Source organism: Brenneria nigrifluens DSM 30175 = ATCC 13028, assembly GCF_005484965.1.
Taxonomy (GTDB): domain Bacteria; phylum Pseudomonadota; class Gammaproteobacteria; order Enterobacterales; family Enterobacteriaceae; genus Brenneria; species Brenneria nigrifluens.
This window is the reverse complement of the sequence record NZ_CP034036.1, coordinates 3,000,475-3,025,119: the sequence shown is the minus strand read 5'-3', so window position 1 is coordinate 3,025,119 and position 24,645 is coordinate 3,000,475. Positions and strand designations below refer to the sequence as shown.

Sequence of the window (24,645 nt, the reverse complement as noted above, 5' to 3'; positions counted from 1 at the left end):
GAGGAGTATTGATCAAGGTAACGCCCAGGCTGGCTTTTTATTCGCACGATACGATGGGGTTGGGGCATATTCGCCGCAATATGCTGCTGGCGGAGTTTATCCTGACGCGCTTTCCAGCAGCGGAAATATTGTTGATAACCGGCGTGCGCGAAGCGGGAAAATTCCCGTTACCCATCGGGATCGATACGGTTACGCTGCCGACGTATTTAAAAACCCCGCAGGGCGATTATTTACCCCGCTCGCTGGGAAAGGATATTCGCCGTTTGGTGATGCTGCGCTCAAGGATTATTTATTCCGCGCTGGAGGCGTTCGAGCCGGATATTCTGGTGATTGACAATGTGCCGCGCGGCGCCATGTCGGAACTGGACGCCTCGCTGCCGATGATGGCGCAGAAGGGGGCGCACCTTGTGCTCGGGCTGCGGGACATTATCGACGACCCCGCCGCCGTGCGCCGCCAGTGGAACAAGCTGAACAATATGCATGTCATCCGCGAGTATATTTCTTCCATCTGGATCTATGGCGACCGGGTGGTTTACAACCTGCCGCAATGCTATCGCTTCGACCGCAGCCTGTGCCAAAAAGTCTCTTTTGTCGGCTATCTGGATGCCAGGCGGCGAGCCACCTCCGGCAAAGGCCCGGCGGAGATCCTGCCGGGGCTGACGTCGCCCTACGCCCTGTGCGTGGTGGGCGGCGGTCAGGACGGCGGGCCGCTGGCCGCCGCGTTCGCCGGTGCCCGCATGCCCGCCGGCGTGACCGGGGTGCTGATAACCGGCGCCATGATGCCGCCGCAGGAGAAGGCGCGCCTGCGGGAGCGGGTGGGCCGGCGGCAAGACATGCTGATAATGGAGTTCGCCGCCGATCCGCTGACGCTGATGCGCCACGCGGAGTGCGTGGTCGCCATGGGGGGATACAACACCACCACGGAAATTTTGTCGTACCGCAAGCGGGCGTTGATTGTGCCGCGCGTCACGCTGCGCCAGGAACAGTGGATCCGCGCCACCCGCCTGGCGGAACTGGGGCTGGTGGACTGTCTCCACCCGGCGGATTTGACCGCATCGGCGCTCGGCGACTGGCTGGCGATGCCGCCGCGCCCGGATCGGCGCCGGGCGGCGCTCAATTTCAACGGACTCGACGGCGTCGCCGACAGAGTGCAGGCGCTGCTGGCCGCGAAGTACGCGGACGGCGGCATCCATTTTCAACGGGAGAACGGTGAATGAACCAAAGCCCGCTGTACGTGGGGTACGTGCTTAAACGCTACCCGCGCTTTTCCGAAACCTTTGTGGTGAATGAAATTCTGGCCCATGAAAGGGCCGGTATCCGCGTGGATATTTTCGCGCTGGGGCCGGTGGCGGAAACCCATTTTCAGGACTGTATTTCCCAGGTGCGTTCGCCCGTTACCCGGCTGGCGGACAAGCAGCACGATAGCGAGTCGCTTTGGGAACTGATGGAGGAGGGGCATGCGAAACTGGCCGATTTCAGCGCCCGCATAGCGCTGGCCAGAGACGTCAGCGTGCATGAGTTCGCCCAGGCGCTGAGGCTGGCGTTGGCCGTCAAGACGCGGGGGATAGGCCATCTCCACGCCCACTTCGGCACGCACGCCACCACCATCGCCCGCCTGGCCGCCGCTTTCAGCGACGTCGGCTACACCTTTACCGCCCACGCCAAAGATATCTATTTCGCCTATGAGAAGAGCGTCGGGCTGGGGCGGAAACTGCGCGACGCGGCGCAAACCATCACCGTTTCCGACTATAACCTGGCCTATTTGACCGAGAAATACGGCGACGACGCGCGGAATATAGTGCGGCTTTATAACGGGCTGGACCTGAGCCGCTTTACCTATACGCCGCCGCTGAACCGCGGCAGGCAGATCCTGGCGGTGGGCCGGCTGGTGGCGAAAAAAGGCTTCGATGTGCTGATTGACGCCCTCAGCCTGTTGGATAAACGCGGGGAGGATTTCCACTGCCGGCTGATCGGCGGCGGACCGCTGCTCGACCCGCTGCGCACGCGCATCAACGCCGCCGGTCTGGCGCGGCGCGTCACCCTTGAGGGCGCGCTGCCGCAGGCGGAGATTATCGCGGCGATGCGCCAGGCGGCTGTGGTGGCGGCCCCGTGCGTGATCAGCCACGACGGCGACAGGGACGGTCTGCCCACCGTACTGCTGGAGGCCATGGCGCTGGGAACGCCGGTGATTTCCACGCGGGTGGCGGGCATTCCCGAACTGGTGATCGACGGCGAAACCGGACTGTGCGTCGCGCCGCGCGATCCCGCGGCGCTGGCGGACGCCATCGCCGCGCTGCTGGCCGCGCCCGACATACAGCGGCGGCTGTCGCGGCAGGCGCGGGCGTTGATCGAACGGGATTACGACATCGACGCCAACAGCGGCGTGCTGCGCGACATTTTTCGCCGGGCGGTGAACGCCGGGCCGGGCCGCTATACGGGAGGAGGGGAATAATGCGGGTTGCCTATATCTGTGCCGATCCCGGCATTCCGGTCTTCGGCAGCAAAGGGGCGTCGATACACGTTCAGGAGGTGATCCGCAGCCTGCTGCGCCGGGGCGCGCGGGTGACGCTGTTCGCCCAGCGACCGGAGGGGGAGCCGCCGCCGGATTTGCGCTCGCTGGAGGTGACGCCGTTGCCGCCGCTGCCGGCCTCGGGGGCGGCGGCGCGCGCCGCGGCGGCGTTGGCGGCGAACCGCGTTCTGCCGGATCTTCTGGCGCGCTCGGGGCCGTTCGATCTGCTGTATGAACGCTATTCGCTGTGGAGCCATGCGGGCATGGCCTTTGCGCGGCGAAACCGTATCCGGCGGGTGCTGGAAGTGAATGCGCCGTTGATCGAGGAGCAGCGGCAATACCGGGAGCTGCCGCTGCGGGGGCAGGCGGAACGGGTCATTCGTTCGCTGCTGGCCGACGCGGCGACGATCGTCGCGGTATCGCCGGGGGTAAAGGCGTATCTGGATGCCTTTACCGAATCCGGCGGGCGCGCCGTGGTGGTCTCCAACGGCGTTGACCTCGCGCGTTTTCCGGCGGCGCGGCCGCCTCGCCCCGGCGGAAACACCATCGGTTTTCTCGGTTCGATGAAGCCCTGGCACGGCGTGGATCGGCTGATCGACGCCTTCGCCCTGCTGCATCGGCGCGGTCGGCATGGGCGGCTGCTGGTGGTGGGCGACGGCGGCGAATCCGCTCCGTTGCTGGAAAAAGTCACCCGCGACAAACTGCTGCCCTTTACCCGCTTCACCGGCGCCGTCGCGCCGCATCGCGTGCCGGCGCTGCTGGCGGAAATGGATATCGCGGTGGCGCCCTATCCGCGTCTGGCGGGGTTCTATTTTTCGCCGTTGAAGATTTATGAGTATATGGCCGCCGGGCTGCCGGTGGTGGCGACGCGCGTCGGCCATCTGCATGAGGTGCTGGAGGAGGGGCGGGCCGGACTGCTGGTGCCGCCGGACGATCCCGCCGCGCTGTGCGAGGCGTTAATCGCGTTGCTGGACGATGACGCGCTGCGGCAGGCGCTGGGGCAGGCGGGGCGAGCGCTGGTTGCGCAACGCTACGGCTGGGACGCCATCGTCGGGCGCATTCTGTCGCTGGCCGACGCGGCCGACGCGGCCGGGGAGGCAAGAGGATGAATAGCCGCCCGCTGTTGCACGTCGGCCGCGCTTTTCTCCCCTATCTCGCGCCGCAGCGCGGCCTGCTGTGGGGGGCGCTGGGGGCCTTGCTGTTCGCCACGGCGATGCGCCTGCTGGAACCCTGGCCGCTGGCGGTGGTGATTGACGCGGTGCTGACGACGGATGCCGCCGCCGCGCCGCGGCTTATGGGAATGGAAAACTGGAGCAAAACCGCGCTGTTATGGTTTTGCGCCGGCGGCGTCGTCGCCATCGCGGCGCTGAAAGCCGCGATGAGCTATCTCAGCACCCTGGGGCTGGCGCTGGTCGGCAGCCGGGTACTCGGCGAGGTGCGCCGGGATCTGTTCTCCCACCTGCTGAATCTGCCGCTGTCGTTTCACCATCGGGCGCGGACGGGGGATTTAACCATGCGCCTGATCAACGATATCGGCATGCTGCGCGAGGTGACGGTCACAGCGCTGATGCCGATGCTCGCCAGCCTGCTTATCCTGACCGGCATGTTCGGCGTGATGCTGTATCTGGACTGGCGGCTGGCGTTGATAGCGCTGCTGCCGATGCCGTTTCTGCTGTGGCGCTCGCGCCGCGCCGCCAGAAATATTCACCAGGTCAGCCGGCAGCAGCGCAGGCGCGAGGGGAAACTGGCGGCCAAAGCCGCCGAATTTATCGGCGCCATCTCGACGGTGCAGGCGCTGGGCCTGGAGTCGGCGGCGATCAAAAGCTTCGGCGACGACAATATGCAAAGCAGCCGACATAACGTCAGATCCAAACGGCTGGAAGCGGGGCTGGAGCGCAGCGTGGATCTGGTTATCGCGCTGGCGACCGCGCTGGTGCTGGTATGCGGCGCCAGCAGCGTGCTCAGCGGCAGACTGTCGCCGGGCGATCTGATTATCTTTCTGTCCTATCTGAAAAATTCGTTTCGGCCGGTGCGGGAGTACGCCAAGTATACCGGGCGCCTATCCAAGGCGCTGGCCGCCGGCGAACGCGTGGTCGACCTGCTTGAGCGCCGGTCGGACATCGTCGACGGCCCGCACGCCGCGGAATTGAACGCGGCGGCCGGGGATATCCGCTTTGAGAATATCTGCTTTGGCTATCAGGCGGATCGCGACGGCGCCATGCTGAGCATTCTGGACGGCTTCAGCCTGCACGCGCCGGCCGGACGTTCGGTCGCCATCGCCGGCCCTTCCGGGGCGGGAAAGTCCACCATCAGCAGCCTGCTGCTGCGCCTGTATGACCCGCAGTCCGGCGCCGTTGAACTCGACGGGCGCAATCTCGGCGACTACACGATCAGCAGCCTGCGGCGGCAGATCAGCGTGGTGCCGCAGGACAGCCTGCTGCTGGGGGTCTCCATTCGCGAAAACATCGCCCTGGCCGCTCAGCGCCCGGTTAGCGAGCAGGAGATTATCGCCGCCGCCCGGCTGGCGAACGCCCATGAGTTTATTACGGCGCTGCCGCACGGCTACGACACCGTTATCAGCGAAGGCGGGCAGTCCCTGTCCGGCGGGCAGCGGCAGCGGATTTCCATCGCCAGGGCCGCAATCCGCCGCACGCCGATCCTGATTCTGGACGAGCCCAACGTCGGGCTGGATAGCGAAAACGAACGCGACGTCACCGAGGCGCTGCTACGGCTGATGCAGGGGCGCACCAGCCTGTTAATTACCCATAATCTCTCTTTCGCCGCGCGCGCCGACCATATCGTGTTTCTGGAGCAGGGGCGCATCGTCGAGCAGGGGAGTCATGACCAACTGATTGCCGCCGGTGGGCGCTATGCACGGCTGTGGCAGTTGCAAAGGCGGGAAAATGAACGCTAACGGCAGGCGCGGGAGGGAGATGAAAATGTGGCGGGGTGCGGATGCGAAAATAGTCAACGGCGATCCGGCGCTGCCCGGCCTGTCTCTGCTGCTGGATGCCCAGGCGCTGTTGCGGCGCATACGCCTGCTGCCGCAACTGGAGCGCACGCGCGCGCTGGCGATTGAATATCTGCGCTATAAGCCGGCCACCAGCTGCGTCGCCGGGCTGCTGCTGACCGACGCCGACGGCGCTTGCCGCCGCTATTACGCCAAGGCCCTGACGCCCGAGCGTTTCGCCCGCGTTCGGCGGCGCGCGCCGCAGTCGGCGAGCCTGTTGCCGGATGCGGCGGTGATTGTGGCGCTTGCGGCGGACGATAGCGACCTGCCGGGGCTGTCGCTGCTGTACCATCCCGGCGAGCTGGGACGGCAGATGGCGGCGTGGCTGCCGGAAATCGACCCCTCGGTGCCGCTTGGCTGGCGGTTGCTGCGCTATAAGCCCGGCAGGCGCGCGGTGGCGCAAATCGCCTGCCGCGGTCAAGCGCTGGCGGTGCTGCGCTGGGCAAGCGCGCAAGAGTATGGACGCATAGTGCAGGGCAACGCCATCGGCGCGGCGCTGGGGCATATCGCGCTAGTGGGGGCGGACGCGCAACGCCGGCTACTGGCGACGCGCTGGCTGGAGGGGGAGAGCCTGTGCCCGGAACAGCGCGGCGACTGCCCGCTCGGGGAGATGCGCCTTGCCGGGGAAAAGCTGGCCGAGGTGCACGACAGCGATTTTTCGCTGCCGCTGCGCCGCCGCGGCAGCGACGACGTTGAAGCGCTGTGGCGCGTCAGGAACACGCTGATGGCCGTCGCCCCGCACAGCGTGCCGCGCTTTATCCGCCTGGCGGCGCGCATCGCCCGGCGTCTGATGCGGCTAACGACGCCGCCGACGCTGATTCACGGCGATTTTTCCGCCGATCAGCTAATCAGGCTGCGTGGCGACGGCGCGCTGCGCATCGTGGATTGGGATCGGGCGGCGTACGGGAATCCCCTGGCCGATATCGCCACCTTTCAGGCGCGGCTGGAGCTGCAGGTAATTGAACGGACGGTGAGCCGCGAGCAGGCGGACGGCGCGGTGGCCGCCTTGCTGGCCGGCTATTTGCCGCGGCGCGCGCTGCCGCTCGGCGATCTGGGCGGGTACGTCGCCTGGGCCGCGCTCTGTCTGGCGGCGGAGCCTTTTCGCAAACGGGCGGCGCGCTGGCCCGCCCAGCTCGACGCCCTGCTGACGGCGGCGGAGCGCCTGCTCGATGCGCCGCCGTCCGGCGCGGCAGTGGCGGCGAGCGACGGCGTGGCCGCGCTGCGGGATAGCCAAAGGGTCGCCGACGCGGTGCTCGCCGCGTCCGGCGCGCCGGCGGGCAGCCGGTTGACGCATAGCGAAATCGTGCGTCATAAACCGGGGAAGCGCGCCCTGGTGCATTACCGGATAAGCCCGCCCGCGCAGGCGGCGCCGTGGGAGCTGTTGGGGAAATACGGCGAGAAAGGCGTGGACGAACGCGCTTTCCGCTGCCAGTTGACGCTGTGGCGCAACGGCTTTGATAACCGCGCGGATGTCGCCGTGCCCGAACCTTTGGCCCTGGTGCCGTCGTTTAACCTCTGGCTGCAACGCAAGGTTGCGGCCAGACCGATGGCCGATTTTCTCTTTCCCGACGCTGAAAACCTGCGCCAACTGGGAGAGCGCGTCGGCGCGGCGCTGGCGCGTTTGCAGCAAAACCGCGCCTTGCGGCGGGAAATCGCGGCCCGCCGCTGGGGCATTGAGGATGAGCTCGCCATCTTGCGGCGTCGCCTGGCGGACGTGGCGGCGTGCCACCCTCGCTGGCGCGATCGTCTGGACCCTTTGCTGCACGCGGCGGAAAAACGAGCGATAGCGTTGATTAATGAGCGCGACGTATGCCTGCACCGCGACTTTTACTTCGATCAGGTGCTAGTGCCCGACGATGCGCCGGGGCGGCTGGTGCTGGTGGATTTCGATCTGTGCCGCCTGGGTCCGGCGGCGCTGGACGCCGGAAACTATATCGCCCATGTGCAGGAGTTTGCGCTGCGTTGCCATGGGGACAGCGCGGCGCTGGCGCCCCATGAGCAGGGATTTTGCGACGCCTTTCTGGCGCATTCCCCCGGCGTCGCTCTCGACGCCGTGCAGGGATTCACCCACCTTTCCCTGCTGCGGCATATTTCGCTAAGCACGCAGTTTGCCGAGCGCGTCCACACCACGGAAACGCTGATCGCCCTGTGCGAGAAAGCGCTGCACCGCTGGTCTGGATTATGACGGCGGGCGGTTTTCCCCCGGCTTATAGCAAAATAAGAGTCATATTTATGATAATAATTATTTGTATTTGTATCAGGGTGTGATTATGTTTTAACCGATATGACCAGCGACCAGCGCTTATTGCTAAGCGGCCGGCGCTCGGAACACGGGGAGGACGCATCATGCCTACGTATGGCCTGCGCCACCGACAAACGCGGCGAACGGCCTCGCCGCTGGAGCAATACAGCGGTTGCTATAGCGCCCATCACGCGCACTTTATCGAGTCCGACTGCGCTTCCTGCCCCCTGCAATGCGCGGCGGGCAAGCAGAAGATCTACCTGGTTCAGCGGGCGCTGGGGGAAGGGTGGACGGATATGCACGAATTCGACAACGGCATCATGGTCGGACGCCGATGCTGCCGCCTGACGCATCCGCTGGAAAACGAACACCCGACGCTGCCCGACAGCGTCAGCCTGAGCTTTATGGTCAGCGGGCAGATCGGCCACGGCGTGGCCAACTATCCGAGTCTCACGGCGTCGGCCGGGGATATCCTGCTGCGTACCGCGCCGGGCGTGCTGCGGCGCAGCGTTCCCGTCGGCTGCCTGCTCAGCGGCGTCTCTATCGATATCCCGCGCGATATGTTTCTCACTTTGCAGGAACAGGGCGTGGACATCTCCTTTCTTCACCGGCACGGTTCATACGCCGTGCTGCGGCCCACGGCGCAAATGGCGGACGGCCTGTGCCGGCTCTGCCGGCGCGTGCTGAACCTGCAAGTGAATAACTCGCTGCTCGCCCGCCTGGAGCTGGAGTCGCTGACCATAGAAATTCTGCTTAGATTCCTGACGACCTGTGCGGACGCGGCGCCGGACGGCGCCAACGCGCTGCCGCAACGCTGGCAGCGCGCGCTCAACGAGGTGCTGGAGATCCTGCACGCCGAGTGGAACCAGCCGCTGACCATCGCCCAGCTGGCGCGCCGCGCCGGCATCAATGAGTGCTACCTGAAAAAACTGTTCCGCGAGCGTACCGGGCAGGGCATCGCCGGCTATCTGCGCCGCCTGCGCATGCAGCGGGCGCGCGAAATGATCGACTCCGGCCGCTACACCGTGCAGCACGTCGCGCAGCAGTGCGGCTATGCCTGCGCGAGCAGGTTCACCCAGGCGTTCCAGCGCGAATACGGCTACAGCCCCAGCCGTCAATAGCGCATCCAAAACCTTATCCGCGCCACATCGCCTCTTCCGTCTTGCCGCGACGGGCGGGAGAGCGCTTCAGACTCTTGTTTTTCCCGCTCGGCGCCAAACTTTTCCCGCTCGGCACACATGGCCCGCTGAATGAGGGCTAGGATGTCGTCTGATTACAAATGCGTTTTATTCTCATTAACAAATTTTATTCTTAACTTGGTGCCCTGGGAAAATGAATAAACTTACGTCCTACCATCCATTCAGGCTGGCGCGCTGGCATGCGCGTACGGCCCCGGCCGGCATGCGTATCGGCTCTCCGCTATCATCGGCCGCCGCGCTGCTGATCCTTTTGTTCGGCCACCACGCCGCCGCCGAGAGCGCGGCGAACCCGGATGCGGCGCAGACGGAAACGGCGCCGGCCGAGGCCCAGGCGCGGGAGGAAGCCCGGCCGCCGGAGGTTGAAGATAAAATTCTGGTCACCGCGCCGCTCAACCCCCAGCAGGAAGCCGCCACCGGCTACAGCGTCAGGCGCTCCAGCAGCGCCACCAAACTCGATCTGGAGCTAAAGCGCACGCCGCAGACGGTGTCGGTGATTACCGAGAAGCAGATTAAGGAACAGAATCTGACCGATATCCATTCGGTGCTCAACGCCGCGCCGGGGGTAACGGTGATGCAGTACGGCGTCACCGGCGCCGGCAACACCTCGTACTATTCGCGCGGCTTCGCCATTCGCAACTTTCTGCTCGACGGCGTGCTGACCAGCGTCGCGCCCTCGGGGGGCATCATGACGCGCGGTCTGAACGGCAACAACCGCTTTTTTGCGATGGACAGCGCCATCTATGAGCGCATCGACGTGATCCGCGGCTCCACCGGGCTGGTTTCCGGCAACGGCGACCCCGGCGCCACCCTGAACCTGGTGCGCAAGAAACCGACGGTGGCGCCGCAGTTCAACGCCGGCGTCGGCTACGGCTCGTGGAACCGCAAGCGCGCCGAGGTGGATTTTTCCACCACCCTTAACGAATCGGCCGGCCTGCGCTGGCGCATGGTCGGCGTGGCGCAGGACGGCGACCACTGGATGGACCGCGTCGGGAAGAAGGACTACACCCTGTACAACGTGCTGGAGCTGCCGCTGGGGAACGATACGCTGCTGCGCGGCGGCCTGGTCTACGGCTACCAGAAGATCGACGGCGCTAGTCCGGTGATGGCGCAGGGGGTAGCCAGTAGTTACATTACTGATAATCCCCCCAAGTTTCCGGGAGGCCGCAGCGCCAATAACGCCACCGACTGGACCTTCGCCAAAAACGAGAATATCAACGCCTTTCTCAACGCCGACCACTACCTGAACGATCAATGGACGCTAAATGTGGCCTACAACTACAACAAGTCCGATTTCCATACGGTTTACGGATTTCTTGATAGTTACAATGAAATCGGTGCGTATAAGGGAACCTATAACTATTTATTCGGGCAGTGGCGGCCGGAGGCGGAGCTGCACAATCTTGATGTCTCGCTTAACGGCAAGTTCGAGCTGCTGGGGCGCGAGGCCGAAATCGTGGCCGGCTTCTCCGGCTACCGCAATAAGGTCACCATGCCTTACTACGCTAGTAGTCAGTCCGGCATCAGTTCATACACCGACTGCGGCAACACCTTGCGCTGGACGAATTGCACGCTGGACGAATTCAACAACGGCAACATGCCGAGGCCGTATCTGAGAAGCGCTTCCTCTCAGGCTCTTTACAATGCCTACTACACCTATGACGCCAAGCTTGCGGATGTGCTGACCAGGGAAAAACAGTACGGCCTGAGCCTGTCGGGGCGCTATAACCTGACCGATCGCCTGATGGTCATCGCCGGCGGCCGCTACAACAAGTGGGAGTCGGACCAGGACGTCTTCAGACGCGGCGTGCGCGATGACCTCTATTCGCTTAAGCTGGACCAGAGCGGCTTTTCCTGGTTCGGCGGTCTGGTCTATGATCTGACCGACCAGTGGTCCGCCTATATCAGCTACGCGCGCACCCTCGACCCGCAGAGCGAGGCCGGCGCCATCGTCGGCTACGACGGCAATCCCATCGAAGAGCGGCAAAACGACACCTTCGAACTGGGCCTTAAGGGCAGCCTGTTCGGCGACAGGCTTAATACCCAGATCGCCTATTTCCATACCAAGCAGGACAACCTGCCCTATTACACCACCTACTATGGCTGCGCCTGGCATGGCGTCTCCGGTTGCTCCTATGCGGACACCATGCTGGAGCCGGTATTCGCCGGTCCGGGCTTAAAAGTGCAGGGGGTGGAGCTGTCCGCCAGCGGCAGCGTTACGCCGCGCCTGCAAGTTAACGCCGCCTATACCTTTATGGATACCACCTGGCCCGATTTGACCGCCTGGGGCAAGAATGGTGACGGGCAGTATGCCTCTATGGAGATGTATCGCTGGCGCTACGCCGCGCTGCCCAAACACCAGTTCAAGCTGTTCGCCAACTGGCAGGCCGCCGAGAGGCTGAATCTGGGCGTGGGGGTTAATTTTAAGGGTAAGGTCAAACGATTTTGGTCCCAGTATCAAAAAGGGCTTATTGAGAAAAATTATCCCGATCTGTCCATGTCCAAATGGGATCTGGGCAGCTCGACCACCATCGATTTGATGGCCCAGTACCGTATCACCAACGCGTTAAGCGCGCGGCTTAACGTGCAGAATCTGTTCGATAAAACCTATTACGTAACGCCGCGCCGCGATATGTACGGCGTGCCGCGCAACGTAATGTTTACGCTGAATTATCAGTTCTAATCACCACCAAGGAGGTGCAACGGCAAATACCACTAACTCGATATTCAAAAACTGTTAATTAATTGATTTTTAAGAGGAATAAATCATGAAAAAATCAGTCGCTGTAACCGTCTCCGGCCTGCTGGCCGGCTCCACGCTGCTGTTCAGCGCCGCCGTCAGCGGCGCCACGGCGGAATTCATCAATAACCCGGCGCTGGGTAATTCTGGTGCCGCGCCTTTTACCTTTACCGAGGCGGGCGGCTTTTACGGCACCTTTGAGTATAACGGCGTAACCTACGGGGTGAACGCCGCCGCCATCGATCTGAACAGCCTGCCGAACAATACGGATCTGTATGTGGTTGGTGAGTACGACATCGGCAACCTGGATTACAACAACTCCGCTTTCCGTATCTATAAGCGCCAATATTCGGCGGTGATCGGCAATAACGCCATTCAGGCGATCCAGAACGGCGATAGCGACCGCGAGTTTGTGCGCGCGGTGGTCGGTCGGGCCACCACAACGCGTGAGTTCGCGGCGCTGGGCAACCAGACGCTGACCTACTCCGGCGAGGTGTTTAACCATATCACCACCTCCGGCAACGGTTCGCTGACCTATACCATCGACACCGCCACCAGAACCGGCAGCGGTTCGTTTGCCGGACTAACGGGCAATCAGCCGCAGTTCGGTTCGTTCATACTGGACGGCACGCTGGAAACGGCGGCGCTGACCGCTATCGGCAGGGGCAGGGGAAGCCAGCTGCGCATCATTGACGGCGGCGTCAGCCTGACCAGCAACAATGAGAAGCTGAACGAGCAACTGGCCAACTACGATCCCAAATATGATCTGGGGGTCTACGGTCCCAACGCCGAGGAGATCGCCGGCCATATCCACGACCTGTCCGAGCCCAGCCAGCAGAATATCCTGGGCGGCATCGGCTTTTCCGCCGCGCGCTAATGGCCAGGGATTGGGGAGAACCAGCCGTTGATTATTGATGAGTGTACCTGCGCCGGAGCGCGGCGGCCGTCGCCGCATACCGTTCCGGCGCGTTGTTTTGCCTTTGCGGGCCGCGCGGCAGTCTGATTTCCCCGCGTCCGGCGCGCCCCACGCACCCGAGATCGCCGGTATGCCGTATGCGCCATCTATTCTGAAGATCGTCATAACCACATTGCTGTTTCCTCTGCCGGCCGCCATCGGCGCCGCCCGTGGGCAGATGCCCGTCATTCCCGGCGAACAGCGCAGCTTTCCCGCGCCCGATATCGACCGCCAGTGGCAAAAAGAACAGAACGAGGCGCTGGAGCGCGCGCGTCGTCGTCGGGCGCCGCGCGGCGAAAGCCCGGCCGCGCCGGTATTGAACGACGCCGCGGTGGCGGCCAATAGCGCGGTGGCGGAGCTGATTCTGGAGACGGCGCTGCAACATCAGGACTGGGACACTATCGAGCGGGTGCTGCCGCTGTACGCCGGCCATCCGCGCCACGACCGGCAGCTTTATCGCTTCGTCAAAGGGGCGATGCTCCGGGCGCGCTGGCGGCTCGGGCCGGCCATCGACCTGTATCGCCAAATGCTCGACGCCGACCCGACGCTGAACAATGTGCGCTTCGACCTGGCGGTGATGCAGTTCGAGAACAAATCCTATAGCCAGGCGAAACGGCAATTTTTGCTGCTGGCCGATAACCCGCGGGAGCCGCTGTTCCGCGAGCTGTCGCTAAACTACCTGAAACGGATTGCCGAACGCGCCAGGCCGTCGCTCAACCTTACCGCCGATCTGCTGCACACCGACAACTACAATCAGGGCAGCGACGTGGAATACATCTATCTGTGGGGCCTGCCGTTCAGGAACAACAACCGCCGGCAGAGCAGTTCCGGCCAGTCCCTGTTCGTGACGCTGGAGCAGGACGTCAACCTTGCCGGCAACCATTTTCTGGGCTATTCGGCCTATTTCAACGCGCTTAATTACGCCAGAGACAACCATTACGACGAAAGAACGGCGTTGCTGGGGCTGGACTACCAGTACCAGAGCCTGCGCGATACCTTTTCCGTCGGGCCGGTTTACACCTACCGGCGGCTGGGGGGCGAGAGTTATGCCAGGGACGTCGGGCTGAGCGCCAGTTACGGCCGCTGGCTGACGCCCCGCTGGCAGGCCGCGCTGGGGTATCGTCTTCTGGACCGGCGCTACTATCGGCAACCCATCGGCGAGCTGTACGACGGCAAGATCGCCATCCACAGCCTGAATCTGATGCGCGCCGTTTCGAACCGTTTTCTGCTCTACGGCGGGGTATTCCACGAGCGCGAGAAGCTGGGCGCCGCCGATGTCTCTTCCCGGCAGAGCGGCGTCAACGGCGGCTTTACCTATATCGCGCAGGGCGGCCTGGACGTCAGAATGCAGCTAAGATTCGGGCGCAAGCGCTTTGACGAGGAGAACGCCTTTTTCGGCGTCCGGCGCCGCGACGCCGTCACCCGCCTTGCGCTGCGGTTGCAGTACCGGCCCTGGACTTTTCAGGGCATTACGCCGCGGCTGGTTTATCAGCGTGAAAAAACCACCAGCAATATTCCGGCGTTCTATGGCAAATCCTCCAATCAGCTGATGCTCTCCTTCAGCAAGGAGTTTTGACGCGGCGTCGCTTAATGATAATAAGTGCTATTATCATTAAGCGCGGCGTTTTGCGCGGCGCGCGAGGTTAACCTGGTTTGCAACGCGACAAGGTACAGGATATGTCAGCAATAGAACCGAATAGGGGGTGGATGCCCCTGACACCGGCACAGCTGGATTTTTGGCAGGAGTTTTGCCTCTATCCCGATCAACCGATCTCCACGGTGGCGCACTATATCGATATCCGGGGCGAGGTGGATCAGCAGGCCCTGGCCCGGGCCATCACGCTGACCATCGGGGAAACCGAGGCGTTCGCGCTGCGCTTCGCCATTGCGCGGCGACGGCAGCCGCTACAGCGCTGCGATCCGGCCGCGGCGCCCCCGCTGCGGCGCATCGACGTGCGGCACTGCCCCGATCCCCGGCGGGAAGCGCTGCGCCTTATGCGCGCCGACGTTGAGCAGCCGCTGGATTTATTGCGCCAGCCGCTGGCGGCGAGCTGGCTGATAAGGGTGGGGGACGCGCGCTATTTCTGGTATATCCGGGCGCACCACATCGTTATCGACGGCTACGGCATGACGTTGATTGAACACCGCTGCACCGACCTGTATGCGCAGGGTATCGGCAAGGGCGACGGCGGCGACGCCTTTTACCCGTTCGCCCGCTGTCTGGCGGAGGAGTGGGAGTACGGCGCCGGCCGGCGTTGCGCCGACGACCGCCGCTACTGGCGGGATTATCTGGCGGCGCCCGTCGAACTGCCGGTGCTGCATAAGGGCGGCGAAGATTACGGCGCCCCGTGCCGGCATTTCGCCTGCCGGCTATCGGCGCGTTTTAGCGGCGATTTGCAGCATATGGCCGAGCGCTGCGATATCGGCTGGCCCGATCTGCTGCTGGCCCTTTCCGGCGCCTATCTGTTTTACCATTTGCCGCGCCGCAGCAACGGAGAGCAACAGATCCTGCCGCTGTGGGTGCCGTTTATGAATCGCCGCAGCCCGGTTGCCGCCTACGTGCCGGCTTTGCTGGTCAATATCCTGCCGCTGTTTATCCGCGCCGCGGCGCATGAAAACCTGCTGGATTTCCTGCGGCGCACGGCGCGGGAGCTGCATACGCAGCGTTTGCACGGGCGCTATCGCATTGAGCGGATCGCCGCCGATCGGCAACTGCCGGCGAATTCCCGCTATTTCTTCTCCCCGCTGGTCAACGTGCTGCCGTTTGATCCGCCCTGCTTCGCGGGGTGCCGCAGCCGTCGGCACGTGCTCGCCAGCGGCCCCGGCGACGGTTTCAACATCACCTGGCGCGGACATATGGACGCGCGTCGGCTGAGCGTGGAGGTTGACGCCGATGCGGCGCTGTTGCGGCAGGATGAATTTATCCGGCATCGGCAAACGCTGCCGGACTTTATGCGGCGCGCGGTGCGGGAGGACGCGCTGACCCGGCGGCTTGGGGCGCTGTTCAATCCGCCGGACCCGGCGCGTTAGCCTCAGGCCCGGCCCGCGGCGGTAGACGCGCTGACGGAGGTCGGCGCTGCGGCGCTGAAGCTCAGCCGGATACGGCGGCGGTCCGTTTTGCCGTTGGCGGATAACGGCAGCGCCGCGGCGTGAACCATGCGGGTCGGCACATGGGTGTCCGGCAGATAGCGGCCGACGAATGCCCTTAGCTCGGCGACGGGGATCTCCGCGCCATGGCGCGAGGTATACATCGCCCCCAGGGCGATCTCGCCCGTTTCCCCCGCCGCATAGTCCACCACCGCCGCCGCGTCGATCGCCGGGTGTTTAGCCAGCGCCGCCTCTATTTCCGACAGCGAAACCCGCACCCCGCGCACCTTGACATAGCCGTCGACACGGCCGGCGAAGATAATATCGCCGTCTTGACGATAATAACCGCGATCGCCGGTGCGGAAGGCGCGCAGCGGTTTTCCCTCCGCATCCTTCAGGGTAACGAAATCGTGCTGTTTAAGTACGCCGTTCTCCAGATAGCCGAGCGCCAGATTCACCCCCGCCGTGTAGATGCGGCCGACGACGTAGGCCGGGCAATGTTCGCCGGTATCGTGACAGATAAAATAGCGGTTTGCCGGCAGCGGCCTGCCGTAGGGGACGACGTCGCTATCGTCGGCGGTGATTTCGTGCCAGATGCTCCAGATGGTGGTTTCCGTCGGCCCGCCCAGTGAAAACAGCCGCGCGGCGGCAAGGCGCTCCCTGAGCGCGCGCACGGTGGCCGGTTTGATGTAATCGCCGCCCTGGGCGATCAGCCGCAGGGAACTTAGCTGTTCGCCCCGGGTACAGGAAAGCAGCATCTCAAGTATGGCCGGGACCGAGCACCACAGGGAGACGCGATGGCGTTCAATCAGCCGGTTCCAGGCTATGGCGTCCTTTTCCTCATCGGGCGCGGGCAGCACCAGCGTCGCGCCGGCGCACAGCGAACCGAACAGATCGAAGAGGGACATATCATGGTGCGGCGGGGTGACGGAGATAAACACGTCCCGTCGTCCGACGTTCCATCTCGCCAGCGTCTGCCCGATGGTGTTGTCGGTGGCCCGATAGCTGAGCACCACGCACTTGGGGTTGCCGGTGGTGCCGGAGGTGTAGAGATAATAGGCCGGATCGTTGCTGTGGCTTCGCTCGAATAACTCCGCCCGCGGCGGGACGGGTTCCTGCTGCGCGACGGGCGATAGCAGCGTCTCCGGCGATACGGCGGCTATTTCCGCGACGCCCACATCGCCCACCACCAGATCGGGGCGGCAGTTGGTCAGCAGATAGGCCATACGTTGCGGCGGCGAGCCGGTATCAACCGGCAGCCAGACGATACCCTGTAACGCGCAGGCGAGGACGATGGTCAGGTGCTGCGGCGAACGGGGCAGGACAATGGCCGCCACCTTGCCGGGCGTCATGCCCTGGCGCCGCAGGTTCGCCATCGCCGTTGCCACCGACCGCCCCAGCTCGGCATACGAAATCGTCCGGTCGCCGCAGTACACGGCCGCTTTATCGGGGGGAGAGTCGAAGAGATGCGCGGCGATACGGGCGAGAAAGCCGCTGCCGATAAAATCGCGCTCGTCGCCGTTGCGGCGGTAGTGGCGATAATCGATAAAGCGCCCCGGCGGCGGGGCCGGCTCCGCCCGGTCGCCCAGCAGCGCGATCCTGCGGGCCATCGCCCGGAGCATGCCCCGCACCACCGCCCGATCCAGCGCCTGTTCGGCATAATCCACCGCCAGCAGCAGATCCCGATGCCGATCCCGCAACAGCCGGATATCCATCGCCACCTGCGGGGTCTGCGTCAGCCCGGCGTGAAAACGCATCGGCGCGTCGGCGGGCGGCGTTTCCCACGCCAGGCCGTTGGTGAGGATCACCGGCAGCGCCGGGCTTTGCCCGTGCCGTTGCAGCAGCAGGCGGGTCAGGTCGACCCCGGAAAACGTCAGATGGTGCAGCGCGGCCAGAGTATCCTGTTGCCAACGGCGGGCGGCGGCGAAAAAGTCCTCCGGCTCCCGGGCGAAACGCAGCGCCGCAAAGGTGGCGGCGTTGCCCAGCCGGCCGTCCGCTGCCGGAAAGGCCACCGGCACGCCCACCGCCAACGCGCCGTCCCGGTTCCAGAGCGATAGCGTATCCAGAATGGCGGCCGACAGGATGGCGTTCTGAAACAGGCCGTGATGCGCCCCGATGGCGGAGATTTTTTTCAGCATCCGGCGCGGCAGCGTAACGCTTTCCCGGCGCCAGCCCGACGAGGGAATGGACGCCAGCGGTCGTTTCCAGGGCAAAGCGGGCGGCGGCGGGAAGTCCCGCAGCTTTTCGCGCCAGTAGCCTTCGTCATCCCGCCGCTCTCCGGCCGGGATCGGCGCCGGGCCGTCGTCCGCCTGCGCCGCGGGCGGCGCGGTTTCCGTCGCGGCGAACAGCTGCGCCAGGATGGCCGAAATCGACGCCCCGTCCATAATCAAGGCGTCGAAGCTGGTGAACGCCAGGGTAGTGAAATCCTCGTCCGCGCGCCCGTCGCCCTGCGCCAGTTCGATGATCCAGATATGCCAGGGCGCGAGCGCGAGGTCGTTAAGGGCGTGGGAGCAGGCGCGCCGCATCTCGTCCGCCCGCCGCAGGGCGTCGGCGCGGGGCAGGGCGCGCAGATCGATTTCATCCAGATTGACGACGACGTCGGGGGATACCCGCTGGCTCAGCGTATCGGCATCTATCCGGGTGCGCAGCGCCGGATGCCGACGCACCAGTTCGGTCAGCCGTCGGCGCAGGACGGCGACGGGAAAATTCCCCCGGTACTCGCGGAAATCCTGCATGGCGACGCCGCCCAGCGGCCACTGTTCGCTTCTGCCCACCAGATAAGCCTGTTGCAGGGCGGTTAACGGCGTGCGCGCGATATTTTCCCGCTCCGGCCGGGGAAGCGCCTTTTCTTCGCCGCACAGTTGCTCAAGCGGTTGATGCAGCGCCTCGGGGGAACGGGCCAGGCGGCGCAGCAGGTTCAGATAGCGCTCAAACAGACGGCCGACGGCCGGTTGGGGAAAGCAATCCGGACGGATGTCCCAGTTCAGCAGAATGCCGTCATGGACGTCGACCGCCTGCGCGTCAAGCGCCACCTGCGGCCCCTGGGAGATCACCCAGTTCATCTCCCCGAAGGTTTTTAGCACCGCGTCGGAAAACAGCCTGCCGCCGGGTAGCCCCAGCCCCGAGGTAAACACCACCGGAGCAATCTGCACGCCGCCATGATGGCGGGACAGGTCGCGCAGCACGTTCACCCCCGGGTAATGGCTATGGCTAAGCAGTCGCGCCAGCCGCTGTGCCGTTTGCCGGCAAAACGCCGCCAGGCTTGCGCCGGGGGAGTATTCCACGTCCAGGATAGTCAGGTTGGAGAAATCGCCGATAATGCGCTCGACGCCGTCGACGTAGGGCGGGCGATGAAATATCGGCACGTTGAGACGAAAACGGGTTACGCCGTTGCTGCTTCCCAGTACTCCGGCAAAGGCGCAGAGAAACAGCGTCGACAGGGTCAGATGCCGGTCGCGGGCCGTTTTCTCCAGCGAGCGGCGCTCGGCCGGCGTCAGCCGCGCGGCAAGCCTATCGCTGCGGCACTCTCCCGCCGCGCCGTTTTGCGGCAAGGGCGGGGCGGGAGGAATGGCCGCCAGACGTTGATGCCACCACTGTTTATCGCGCCGGTAGCGCCGTTGCAGGCTTTCATCGGCGCGCATCTGGTCCAGATAGCGGAAATAGGCGGCGTCCGCCGCGTCCGCGGCCGCCGCGGGCCGGTGGTAGAAGCGGGCCAGCTCCTCCAGCAGTATGCGAAAACTCTGGGCGTCGGCGGCAATCATATCCACATCCATATGCAGACGGCAGCGATCGTCCGGCAACAGGCTGACGCTGATATCGCTCGCCTGACCCTGCTTAAGCGCCAGCCGCTGCGTGCTTAGGCTGCGGCGTTTGGCGTCAAGATAACGCGTGATGTCCGGCGGCGCGGCGTCCCGCCAGTCGTCGATGCGCAGCCGGTGGCGGCGCTCGTCCAACGGCGCGATGCTCTGCCGCCCCTCAGGGGTAATACGCAGCCGCAGCATCGGGTGATGCTGATAAAGGCGGCTGACGGCGCGCTCCAGCCGGTCGATATCCAGCCCGGCGCCGTCGAATTCGGCGTATAGATGCGCCGCCACGCCGCCCAGATGTTGCCCGGACTGTCGGCCGACCCAACTGGCCGCCTGCATCGGAGTCAACTCTTTCATCGGGGAAGCCCCTCAAAGTTGAGTAAATGAAACAGCATGAATATATTACATATAGATGGTAATTTAAATCATTCGTATTTTCATTTGTAGCGGCGATTACCCCTCAGGGTCCATGCCCAGATGCTGGCGCAGGGTGCCGCCGCTATAGTCGCGGCGGAACAGCCCGCGCTCCGCCAGGCGGGGTATCAGTTCGTCGAATAGCAGGTCCAGCGACGCCGGCGATCCGCCGGGCAGGGCGATAAAGCCATCCGCCGCGCCGGCCGCCGCGCGCGCGGCGATGTCGTTCAGCGCGTCTTCGGCCGTGCCGACCACCAGCCAGTGCGCCGAGCCCGCCACCTCCGGGCGCATCAGCAGCTGGCTGACGGTCGGCCGTTCCCGTTCAATCAGGCGGCGTAATAAATCGGCATGGGTCTGACTGGGCGGCGGCGCGGGCGAGGCGGGAAGCATCTGCGGCGTGACCGGACGGTCCGGCGGCAGCCGGCTGAGGTCGATCCCCAGCATGTCGCGGATACGGGCGTATTGGGCGGCCGGCGTCTGGTTCGCCTGGGTCTCCTGATACAGTTCGCGCGCCTCGCGCCGGGTTTTGCCCAGATAAAGGCTTAAGCCCGGCAGCACCCGGATCGCGTCGGGGTGCCGGCCGCGCGCCCGCGCCCGCCGCCGCAGGTCGCGGCGCAACTCGACGCCGGCGGCGATATCGGGCGTGGCGGCGAAGACGCCGTCGGCGATGCGCGCGGCGAAATCGCGCCCGCGGTCCGAAGCGCCGGCCTGAAACAGGGGGATGGCGCCGTTTCCGGGGTCCGGTACGTTAAGCGGCCCCTGCACGCTGAAGAAACGTCCGCGGTGGTTGATGGGGCGCAGCCTGTCGGCCCGCGCGTATTCTCCTTTTTGGCGGTCGAGCGTCAGCGCCGTATGGGGATAGCTTTGCCACAGCCGACGCACCACCTCGGTGAACTCAAGGGCCTTTTCGTAGCGTTCGTCGGCGGCGGACATCCGGTCGAGGCCGAAATTGCGGTTGCCGTCCAACGCGGTGACCACGTTCCAGCCGACGCGGCCCTGACTGATCCAGTTAAGGGACTGGAGTTGTCTGGCGACAAGGTAAGGGGGCAAAAAGGTGGTCGAGGCGGTGGAAATCAGGCCGATGCGGCGGGTTTCCCCGGCGATGGCGGTCAGCAAAATCATGGGATCGAGGCTGCTGAAGGACGGGGATTGCGCCGCGCGGAGCGGATCGATAAACAGGACGTCGGGGCGGAACAGAAAATCCAGTTTGGCGTTTTCCGCCCGCCGGGCCAGGTCGAGATAAAAATCGGCCGAGTATATCTCTTCCACCCGGCTGTCGGCGCGTCGCCAACCGTTTCCGCTTAGCCAGGTTACCGCAATGGATAGGCCGATGCACAGTTGCCGGTTTGCTTTCATGTCTGCGCCTCCTGTTCGAGAGTAGGTTTTCGTCGCTGCCATACTCTGGCGCATCGGCGACAGGGCAAGGCGATTGGCGGTGACGCTATTGCGACGCTATGTGTGTGAATAATATACTGCTGAAAAATTAGCCGTACCGGGCGAGGACTATTTTTTTACGGTTATCGTACCTAATTATAATGCTAACGGTCGGGAGCTTATGAACAGACGGAAAGGTATGGCGGGCATCGGCCGCCTGATAACGGCGCTGGCGCTGACGGCGGGGCTAATCGCGCAGGGCGCCAGCCCGCCGGCCGCTGCCGCCCAGCCGGGCTGGCCGAGGGAGTTTCGCAATGCCGACGGCACCGCCACCACCCTGACCGCTCCGCCCAGGCGCATCCTCTCCACCTCGGTAACCATCACCGGCACGCTGCTGGCCGTCGACGCGCCGGTGGCGGCCAGCGCGACCGCGGCCAACGGCCGCTTTTTCGCCCAGTGGGACAAGGCGGCGCAGGCGCGCGGGGTGGAAAAACTGTGGCCGGCGGGCAGCGTGGAGCTGGAAGCGGCCTATGCGGTGGCGCCGGATCTGATCGTGGTCGCCGCCACGGGCGGGGATTCCGCGCTGGGGCAGATAGGCGAACTGCAAGCCATCGCGCCGACCATCGTGCTGGATTACGGCGGTCAGACCTGGCAGGATCTGGCGCGGCAAATCGGTGCGGCAACCGGCCTTGAAGCGCAGATCAACGCCCGCATCGTCGAGTTCGACGCCGCGGTGGCGGCGGCGCGCGAGCGCATTACGCCGCCGGCCGGCAAGGTGAACATCATCAGCTACAACGGTCCCGGCACCAGCAACCCGATCGCCACCGCCGACGGGGTTCACGCCCGCTTGCTGCAATCGCTCGGCTTCACCCTCGAAGCGCCCGACCCGGCATGGCAAAGCAGCGTCGCTCCGCGCCAGGATTTTGTCTGGACGGAGTATGAAAACCTGACCCGGCTGAGCGCGCCCACCACCTTCCTGCTTAACGCCGGGGATGACAAAGCGTCGGCGTTTCTGGCCGATCCGCTGCTCGCCAACCTGCCTTCGGTGAAAAAACGCCAGGTCTATGGTCTGGGCGTCAATTCGTTCCGCATCGATTATTTCAGCGCCGGGGAGATTATCGCCGGCATCGTCAGACGGTTCGGCAAGGCGGAACAGGCCGCGCCGTCGCCGTAACCGCTTGTTATCTACCCAGGGTCATTCGCCATGCCACCAGTCGTTCAGGTTGTTCCCCGCCCGGGCAGCGGCAAATTGAGCTTTCGGCGCCGGGGCCTGCTTATCGGCGCGCTGCTGCTGGCGGCGTTGGCGCTGTGGAGCCTGTTTATCGGTTCGCGCCCCATTCCGGCCCAGGTGACCTGGCAGGCGCTGGTCGCGTTCGACGCCGGCAGCAGCGAGCACCTGCTGGTGCGCTACCTGAGAATTCCGCGCACCCTGCTGGCGATAGTGGTGGGGGCCGCGCTGGGCGTCTCCGGGGCCATTATGCAGGCGCTGACCCGCAATCCGCTCGCCGACCCCGGCATTCTCGGCGTGAACGCCGGAGCGATGGTGGCCATTGTGGCGGCAATCGCCTTTTTGGGCGTTTCCGACGTCGCCGGGTATATGTGGTTCGGGCTGCTCGGCGCCGGGCTGGTGGGCTGCGGGGTCTATTTTCTCTCCGGCGGCTGGCGGGAAATCAACCCGGTGCGGGTGGTGCTGGCGGGGGCGGCGCTGACCGTGGTGCTGCTGGCATTGGCGCAGCTGATTACCGTCAACAGCGACGAGGAGGTGTTTAATCAGTTCCGCCACTGGGTCGTCGGCTCCCTGCAGGGACGCGGTTATGCGGTGCTGGGGCCGGTTTCTCTGGTGGCGGCGGCCGGGCTGCTGGTGTCGCTTACCCTGGCGAAATCGCTGGATATGGTGGCGCTCGGCAACGATTTGGGGCAGTCGCTGGGCGTGAACGCGCTCTGGGTGTGGCTGCTGTCGGCGCTGACGATTATCTCCCTGGCGGGCGCCGCGACGGCGGCGGCCGGACCTATCGGCTTTATCGGACTGACCGCGCCGCATTTCGCCCGTTTCGTGGCCGGTTCGGACCACCGCTGGGTTTTGCCCTGGTCGATGCTGATTTCCGCCATCCTGATGGTGACGGCCGATATTCTCGGCCGGCTGCTCGGCTATCCGGGAGAGATCGGCGTCGGCATTATGGCGGCGTTGATTGGCGGACCGGTGTTCGTGGTGCTGGTGAGACGATGGAAAATCATCCAGCTATGACTGCCGCCCGCCGTAGCGACACCCCGGCCGGCGTCAGCGGCGCCGTCTGGCGCCGGGGCGGTGTATCGCTGCTGGTCTCTCCCCGGACGCTGGCGGTGTGCGCCGGGCTATTGTTGCTGTTGCTGCTGCTGGCCGCGTTCGCCATGACGGCGGGACGGATCGATATCAGCGTCGCCCAGATTCTGCATGCCATCTTGGGCGACGGCGACGGCGGCCCCGGCGATCGCATCATCCGCAATATTCGCCTGCCGCGCACCCTGACCGCGATTTTCGTCGGCGCGGCGCTGGGCGTTTCCGGGGCGATTTTCCAGTCCGTTTCCCGCAATGCGCTCGGTTCCCCCGATATTATCGGCTGCACCACCGGCGCCGCCAGCGGCGCGCTGCTGCAGATCGTCCTGTTCGACCCTGCGCCGACGGCCGTCGCCTTCGCCGCGATAGCGGGCGGCATCGCCGCCTCGCTGCTGGTCTATCTGCTGGCGGTGAAAGGGGGAACGCTCCGGGGGTATCGCCTGATCCTTACCGGTATCGGCGTCGGCGCGGTGCTCAGCGCGCTGAACGGTTTCCTGCTGGTGAAGGGCGATCTGGATAACGCGGTGATGGCCAACCTATGGCTCGCCGGCTCGGTGCAATCCCGCACCTGGATGCACCTGATCCCGGTGATGATCGGCGTGGCCGTGCTGCTGCCGGTCGTCCTGCTGTGCGCCAGAAAGCTCACCATGATGGAAATGGGCGACGATATGGCCTGCCTGCTGGGCATCCGCGTGGAGCGCGTCCGGCTGCTGATGATTCTGTGCGCGGTGGTGCTGGCGGCGCTGGCCACCGGGGCCACCGGACCCATCGCTTTTGTCGCCCTGGCCGCTCCGCAGCTGGTGGCGCGTTTAACCCGCTCGCGCAAGCTGCCGGTAATCAGCGCCGCGCTGATGGGGTCCTGCCTGCTGCTGCTGGCCGACCTGATCACGCTGCTGCTGCCCCTGACGGTCGCGGTGCCCGTCGGCCGTATGACCGGTATTATCGGGGGCGTTTATCTACTCTGGCTGCTGAACCGCATGCGCCGGTTCTGAGCCGCG

Annotated in this window: 15 protein-coding genes; 13 read left to right on the top strand and 2 right to left on the bottom strand. The window is 64.8% G+C overall.

What is annotated here, in order from left to right; genetic code table 11:
• The first annotated feature begins 8 nt into the window (after positions 1 to 8).
• The 10 genes from EH206_RS14185 to EH206_RS14140 all read left to right on the top strand — a co-directional run bounded on the left by EH206_RS14185 (position 9) and on the right by EH206_RS14140 (position 15,682).
• Entirely contained in the window at positions 9 to 1,217 is a 1,209-nt protein-coding gene (locus EH206_RS14185) for a glycosyltransferase family protein (RefSeq protein WP_009113510.1), read from the top strand.
• A complete protein-coding gene (locus EH206_RS14180; RefSeq protein ID WP_009113509.1) occupies positions 1,214 to 2,452 on the top strand; it encodes a glycosyltransferase in 1,239 nt (412 codons plus the stop codon). Before EH206_RS14185 ends, EH206_RS14180 begins: the two co-directional genes overlap by 4 nt.
• Positions 2,452 to 3,618, top strand: coding sequence for a glycosyltransferase family 4 protein (locus tag EH206_RS14175; protein WP_009113508.1), 1,167 nt, complete (start codon positions 2,452 to 2,454; stop codon positions 3,616 to 3,618). The genes EH206_RS14180 and EH206_RS14175 overlap by 1 nt, the downstream gene beginning before the upstream one ends.
• Positions 3,615 to 5,423, top strand: coding sequence for an ABC transporter ATP-binding protein (locus EH206_RS14170; RefSeq protein WP_009113507.1), 1,809 nt, complete (start codon positions 3,615 to 3,617; stop codon positions 5,421 to 5,423). Before EH206_RS14175 ends, EH206_RS14170 begins: the two co-directional genes overlap by 4 nt.
• Positions 5,424 to 5,442: 19 nt before the next feature.
• On the top strand, positions 5,443 to 7,704 hold the full coding sequence (locus tag EH206_RS14165) for an aminoglycoside phosphotransferase family protein (RefSeq protein WP_040343297.1): 2,262 nt from the start codon (positions 5,443 to 5,445) through the stop codon (positions 7,702 to 7,704).
• A gap of 161 nt (positions 7,705 to 7,865) precedes the next feature.
• Complete coding sequence (locus EH206_RS14160) at positions 7,866 to 8,882, top strand: helix-turn-helix transcriptional regulator (RefSeq protein ID WP_009113505.1); 1,017 nt, start codon at positions 7,866 to 7,868, stop codon at positions 8,880 to 8,882.
• A gap of 211 nt (positions 8,883 to 9,093) precedes the next feature.
• Positions 9,094 to 11,640: a TonB-dependent siderophore receptor gene (locus EH206_RS14155; protein ID WP_009113504.1), complete on the top strand. Its 2,547-nt coding sequence runs from the start codon at positions 9,094 to 9,096 to the stop codon at positions 11,638 to 11,640.
• 85 nt (positions 11,641 to 11,725) lie between these two features.
• Entirely contained in the window at positions 11,726 to 12,574 is an 849-nt protein-coding gene (locus EH206_RS14150; RefSeq protein WP_009113503.1) for a factor H binding protein domain-containing protein, read from the top strand.
• Positions 12,575 to 12,611: 37 nt separating this feature from the next.
• The gene (locus tag EH206_RS14145) at positions 12,612 to 14,228 is read left to right on the top strand and encodes a surface lipoprotein assembly modifier (RefSeq protein WP_040343294.1); all 1,617 of its coding nucleotides are present in this window, start codon (positions 12,612 to 12,614) and stop codon (positions 14,226 to 14,228) included.
• Positions 14,229 to 14,359: 131 nt separating this feature from the next.
• A complete protein-coding gene (locus EH206_RS14140; protein WP_009113501.1) occupies positions 14,360 to 15,682 on the top strand; it encodes a condensation domain-containing protein in 1,323 nt (440 codons plus the stop codon).
• Between the two features lie 2 nt (positions 15,683 to 15,684).
• Here EH206_RS14140 and EH206_RS14135 read toward each other — a convergent pair whose 3' ends face one another.
• Positions 15,685 to 19,902 carry an amino acid adenylation domain-containing protein gene (locus tag EH206_RS14135; RefSeq protein ID WP_009113500.1) on the bottom strand — a complete coding sequence of 1,406 codons (4,218 nt, stop codon included), beginning with the start codon at positions 19,900 to 19,902 and terminating at the stop codon, positions 15,685 to 15,687.
• Between the two features lie 96 nt (positions 19,903 to 19,998).
• Entirely contained in the window at positions 19,999 to 21,315 is a 1,317-nt protein-coding gene (locus tag EH206_RS14130) for an NtaA/DmoA family FMN-dependent monooxygenase (protein WP_009113499.1), read from the bottom strand.
• Between the two features lie 199 nt (positions 21,316 to 21,514).
• Between EH206_RS14130 and fepB the strand changes: the two genes are divergently transcribed.
• From fepB to EH206_RS14115, 3 genes are read left to right on the top strand one after another with little or no spacing between them, the layout of a single operon-like run.
• On the top strand, positions 21,515 to 22,507 hold the full coding sequence (fepB, locus tag EH206_RS14125) for a Fe2+-enterobactin ABC transporter substrate-binding protein (RefSeq protein WP_232216503.1): 993 nt from the start codon (positions 21,515 to 21,517) through the stop codon (positions 22,505 to 22,507).
• A 30-nt stretch (positions 22,508 to 22,537) separates the two neighbouring features.
• The gene (locus tag EH206_RS14120) at positions 22,538 to 23,578 is read left to right on the top strand and encodes a FecCD family ABC transporter permease (protein WP_009113497.1); all 1,041 of its coding nucleotides are present in this window, start codon (positions 22,538 to 22,540) and stop codon (positions 23,576 to 23,578) included.
• Complete coding sequence (locus tag EH206_RS14115; protein WP_009113496.1) at positions 23,575 to 24,639, top strand: FecCD family ABC transporter permease; 1,065 nt, start codon at positions 23,575 to 23,577, stop codon at positions 24,637 to 24,639. Before EH206_RS14120 ends, EH206_RS14115 begins: the two co-directional genes overlap by 4 nt.
• The last annotated feature ends 6 nt before the right edge of the window (positions 24,640 to 24,645 follow it).

What these genes read in the sequence shown, in the direction of transcription:
- EH206_RS14180 (WP_009113509.1), top strand. Translation starts at nt 1,214, where the DNA reads ATGAACCAAAGCCCGCTGTACGTGGGGTACGTGCTTAAACGCTACCCG.
- EH206_RS14175 (WP_009113508.1), top strand. Translation starts at nt 2,452, where the DNA reads ATGCGGGTTGCCTATATCTGTGCCGATCCCGGCATTCCGGTCTTCGGC.
- EH206_RS14170 (WP_009113507.1), top strand. Translation starts at nt 3,615, where the DNA reads ATGAATAGCCGCCCGCTGTTGCACGTCGGCCGCGCTTTTCTCCCCTAT.
- EH206_RS14165 (WP_040343297.1), top strand. Translation starts at nt 5,443, where the DNA reads ATGAAAATGTGGCGGGGTGCGGATGCGAAAATAGTCAACGGCGATCCG.
- EH206_RS14160 (WP_009113505.1), top strand. Translation starts at nt 7,866, where the DNA reads ATGCCTACGTATGGCCTGCGCCACCGACAAACGCGGCGAACGGCCTCG.
- EH206_RS14155 (WP_009113504.1), top strand. Translation starts at nt 9,094, where the DNA reads ATGAATAAACTTACGTCCTACCATCCATTCAGGCTGGCGCGCTGGCAT.
- EH206_RS14150 (WP_009113503.1), top strand. Translation starts at nt 11,726, where the DNA reads ATGAAAAAATCAGTCGCTGTAACCGTCTCCGGCCTGCTGGCCGGCTCC.
- EH206_RS14145 (WP_040343294.1), top strand. Translation starts at nt 12,612, where the DNA reads ATGAGTGTACCTGCGCCGGAGCGCGGCGGCCGTCGCCGCATACCGTTC.
- EH206_RS14140 (WP_009113501.1), top strand. Translation starts at nt 14,360, where the DNA reads ATGCCCCTGACACCGGCACAGCTGGATTTTTGGCAGGAGTTTTGCCTC.
- EH206_RS14135 (WP_009113500.1), bottom strand. Translation starts at nt 19,902, where the DNA reads ATGAAAGAGTTGACTCCGATGCAGGCGGCCAGTTGGGTCGGCCGACAG.
- EH206_RS14130 (WP_009113499.1), bottom strand. Translation starts at nt 21,315, where the DNA reads ATGAAAGCAAACCGGCAACTGTGCATCGGCCTATCCATTGCGGTAACC.
- fepB (WP_232216503.1), top strand. Translation starts at nt 21,515, where the DNA reads ATGAACAGACGGAAAGGTATGGCGGGCATCGGCCGCCTGATAACGGCG.
- EH206_RS14120 (WP_009113497.1), top strand. Translation starts at nt 22,538, where the DNA reads ATGCCACCAGTCGTTCAGGTTGTTCCCCGCCCGGGCAGCGGCAAATTG.
- EH206_RS14115 (WP_009113496.1), top strand. Translation starts at nt 23,575, where the DNA reads ATGACTGCCGCCCGCCGTAGCGACACCCCGGCCGGCGTCAGCGGCGCC.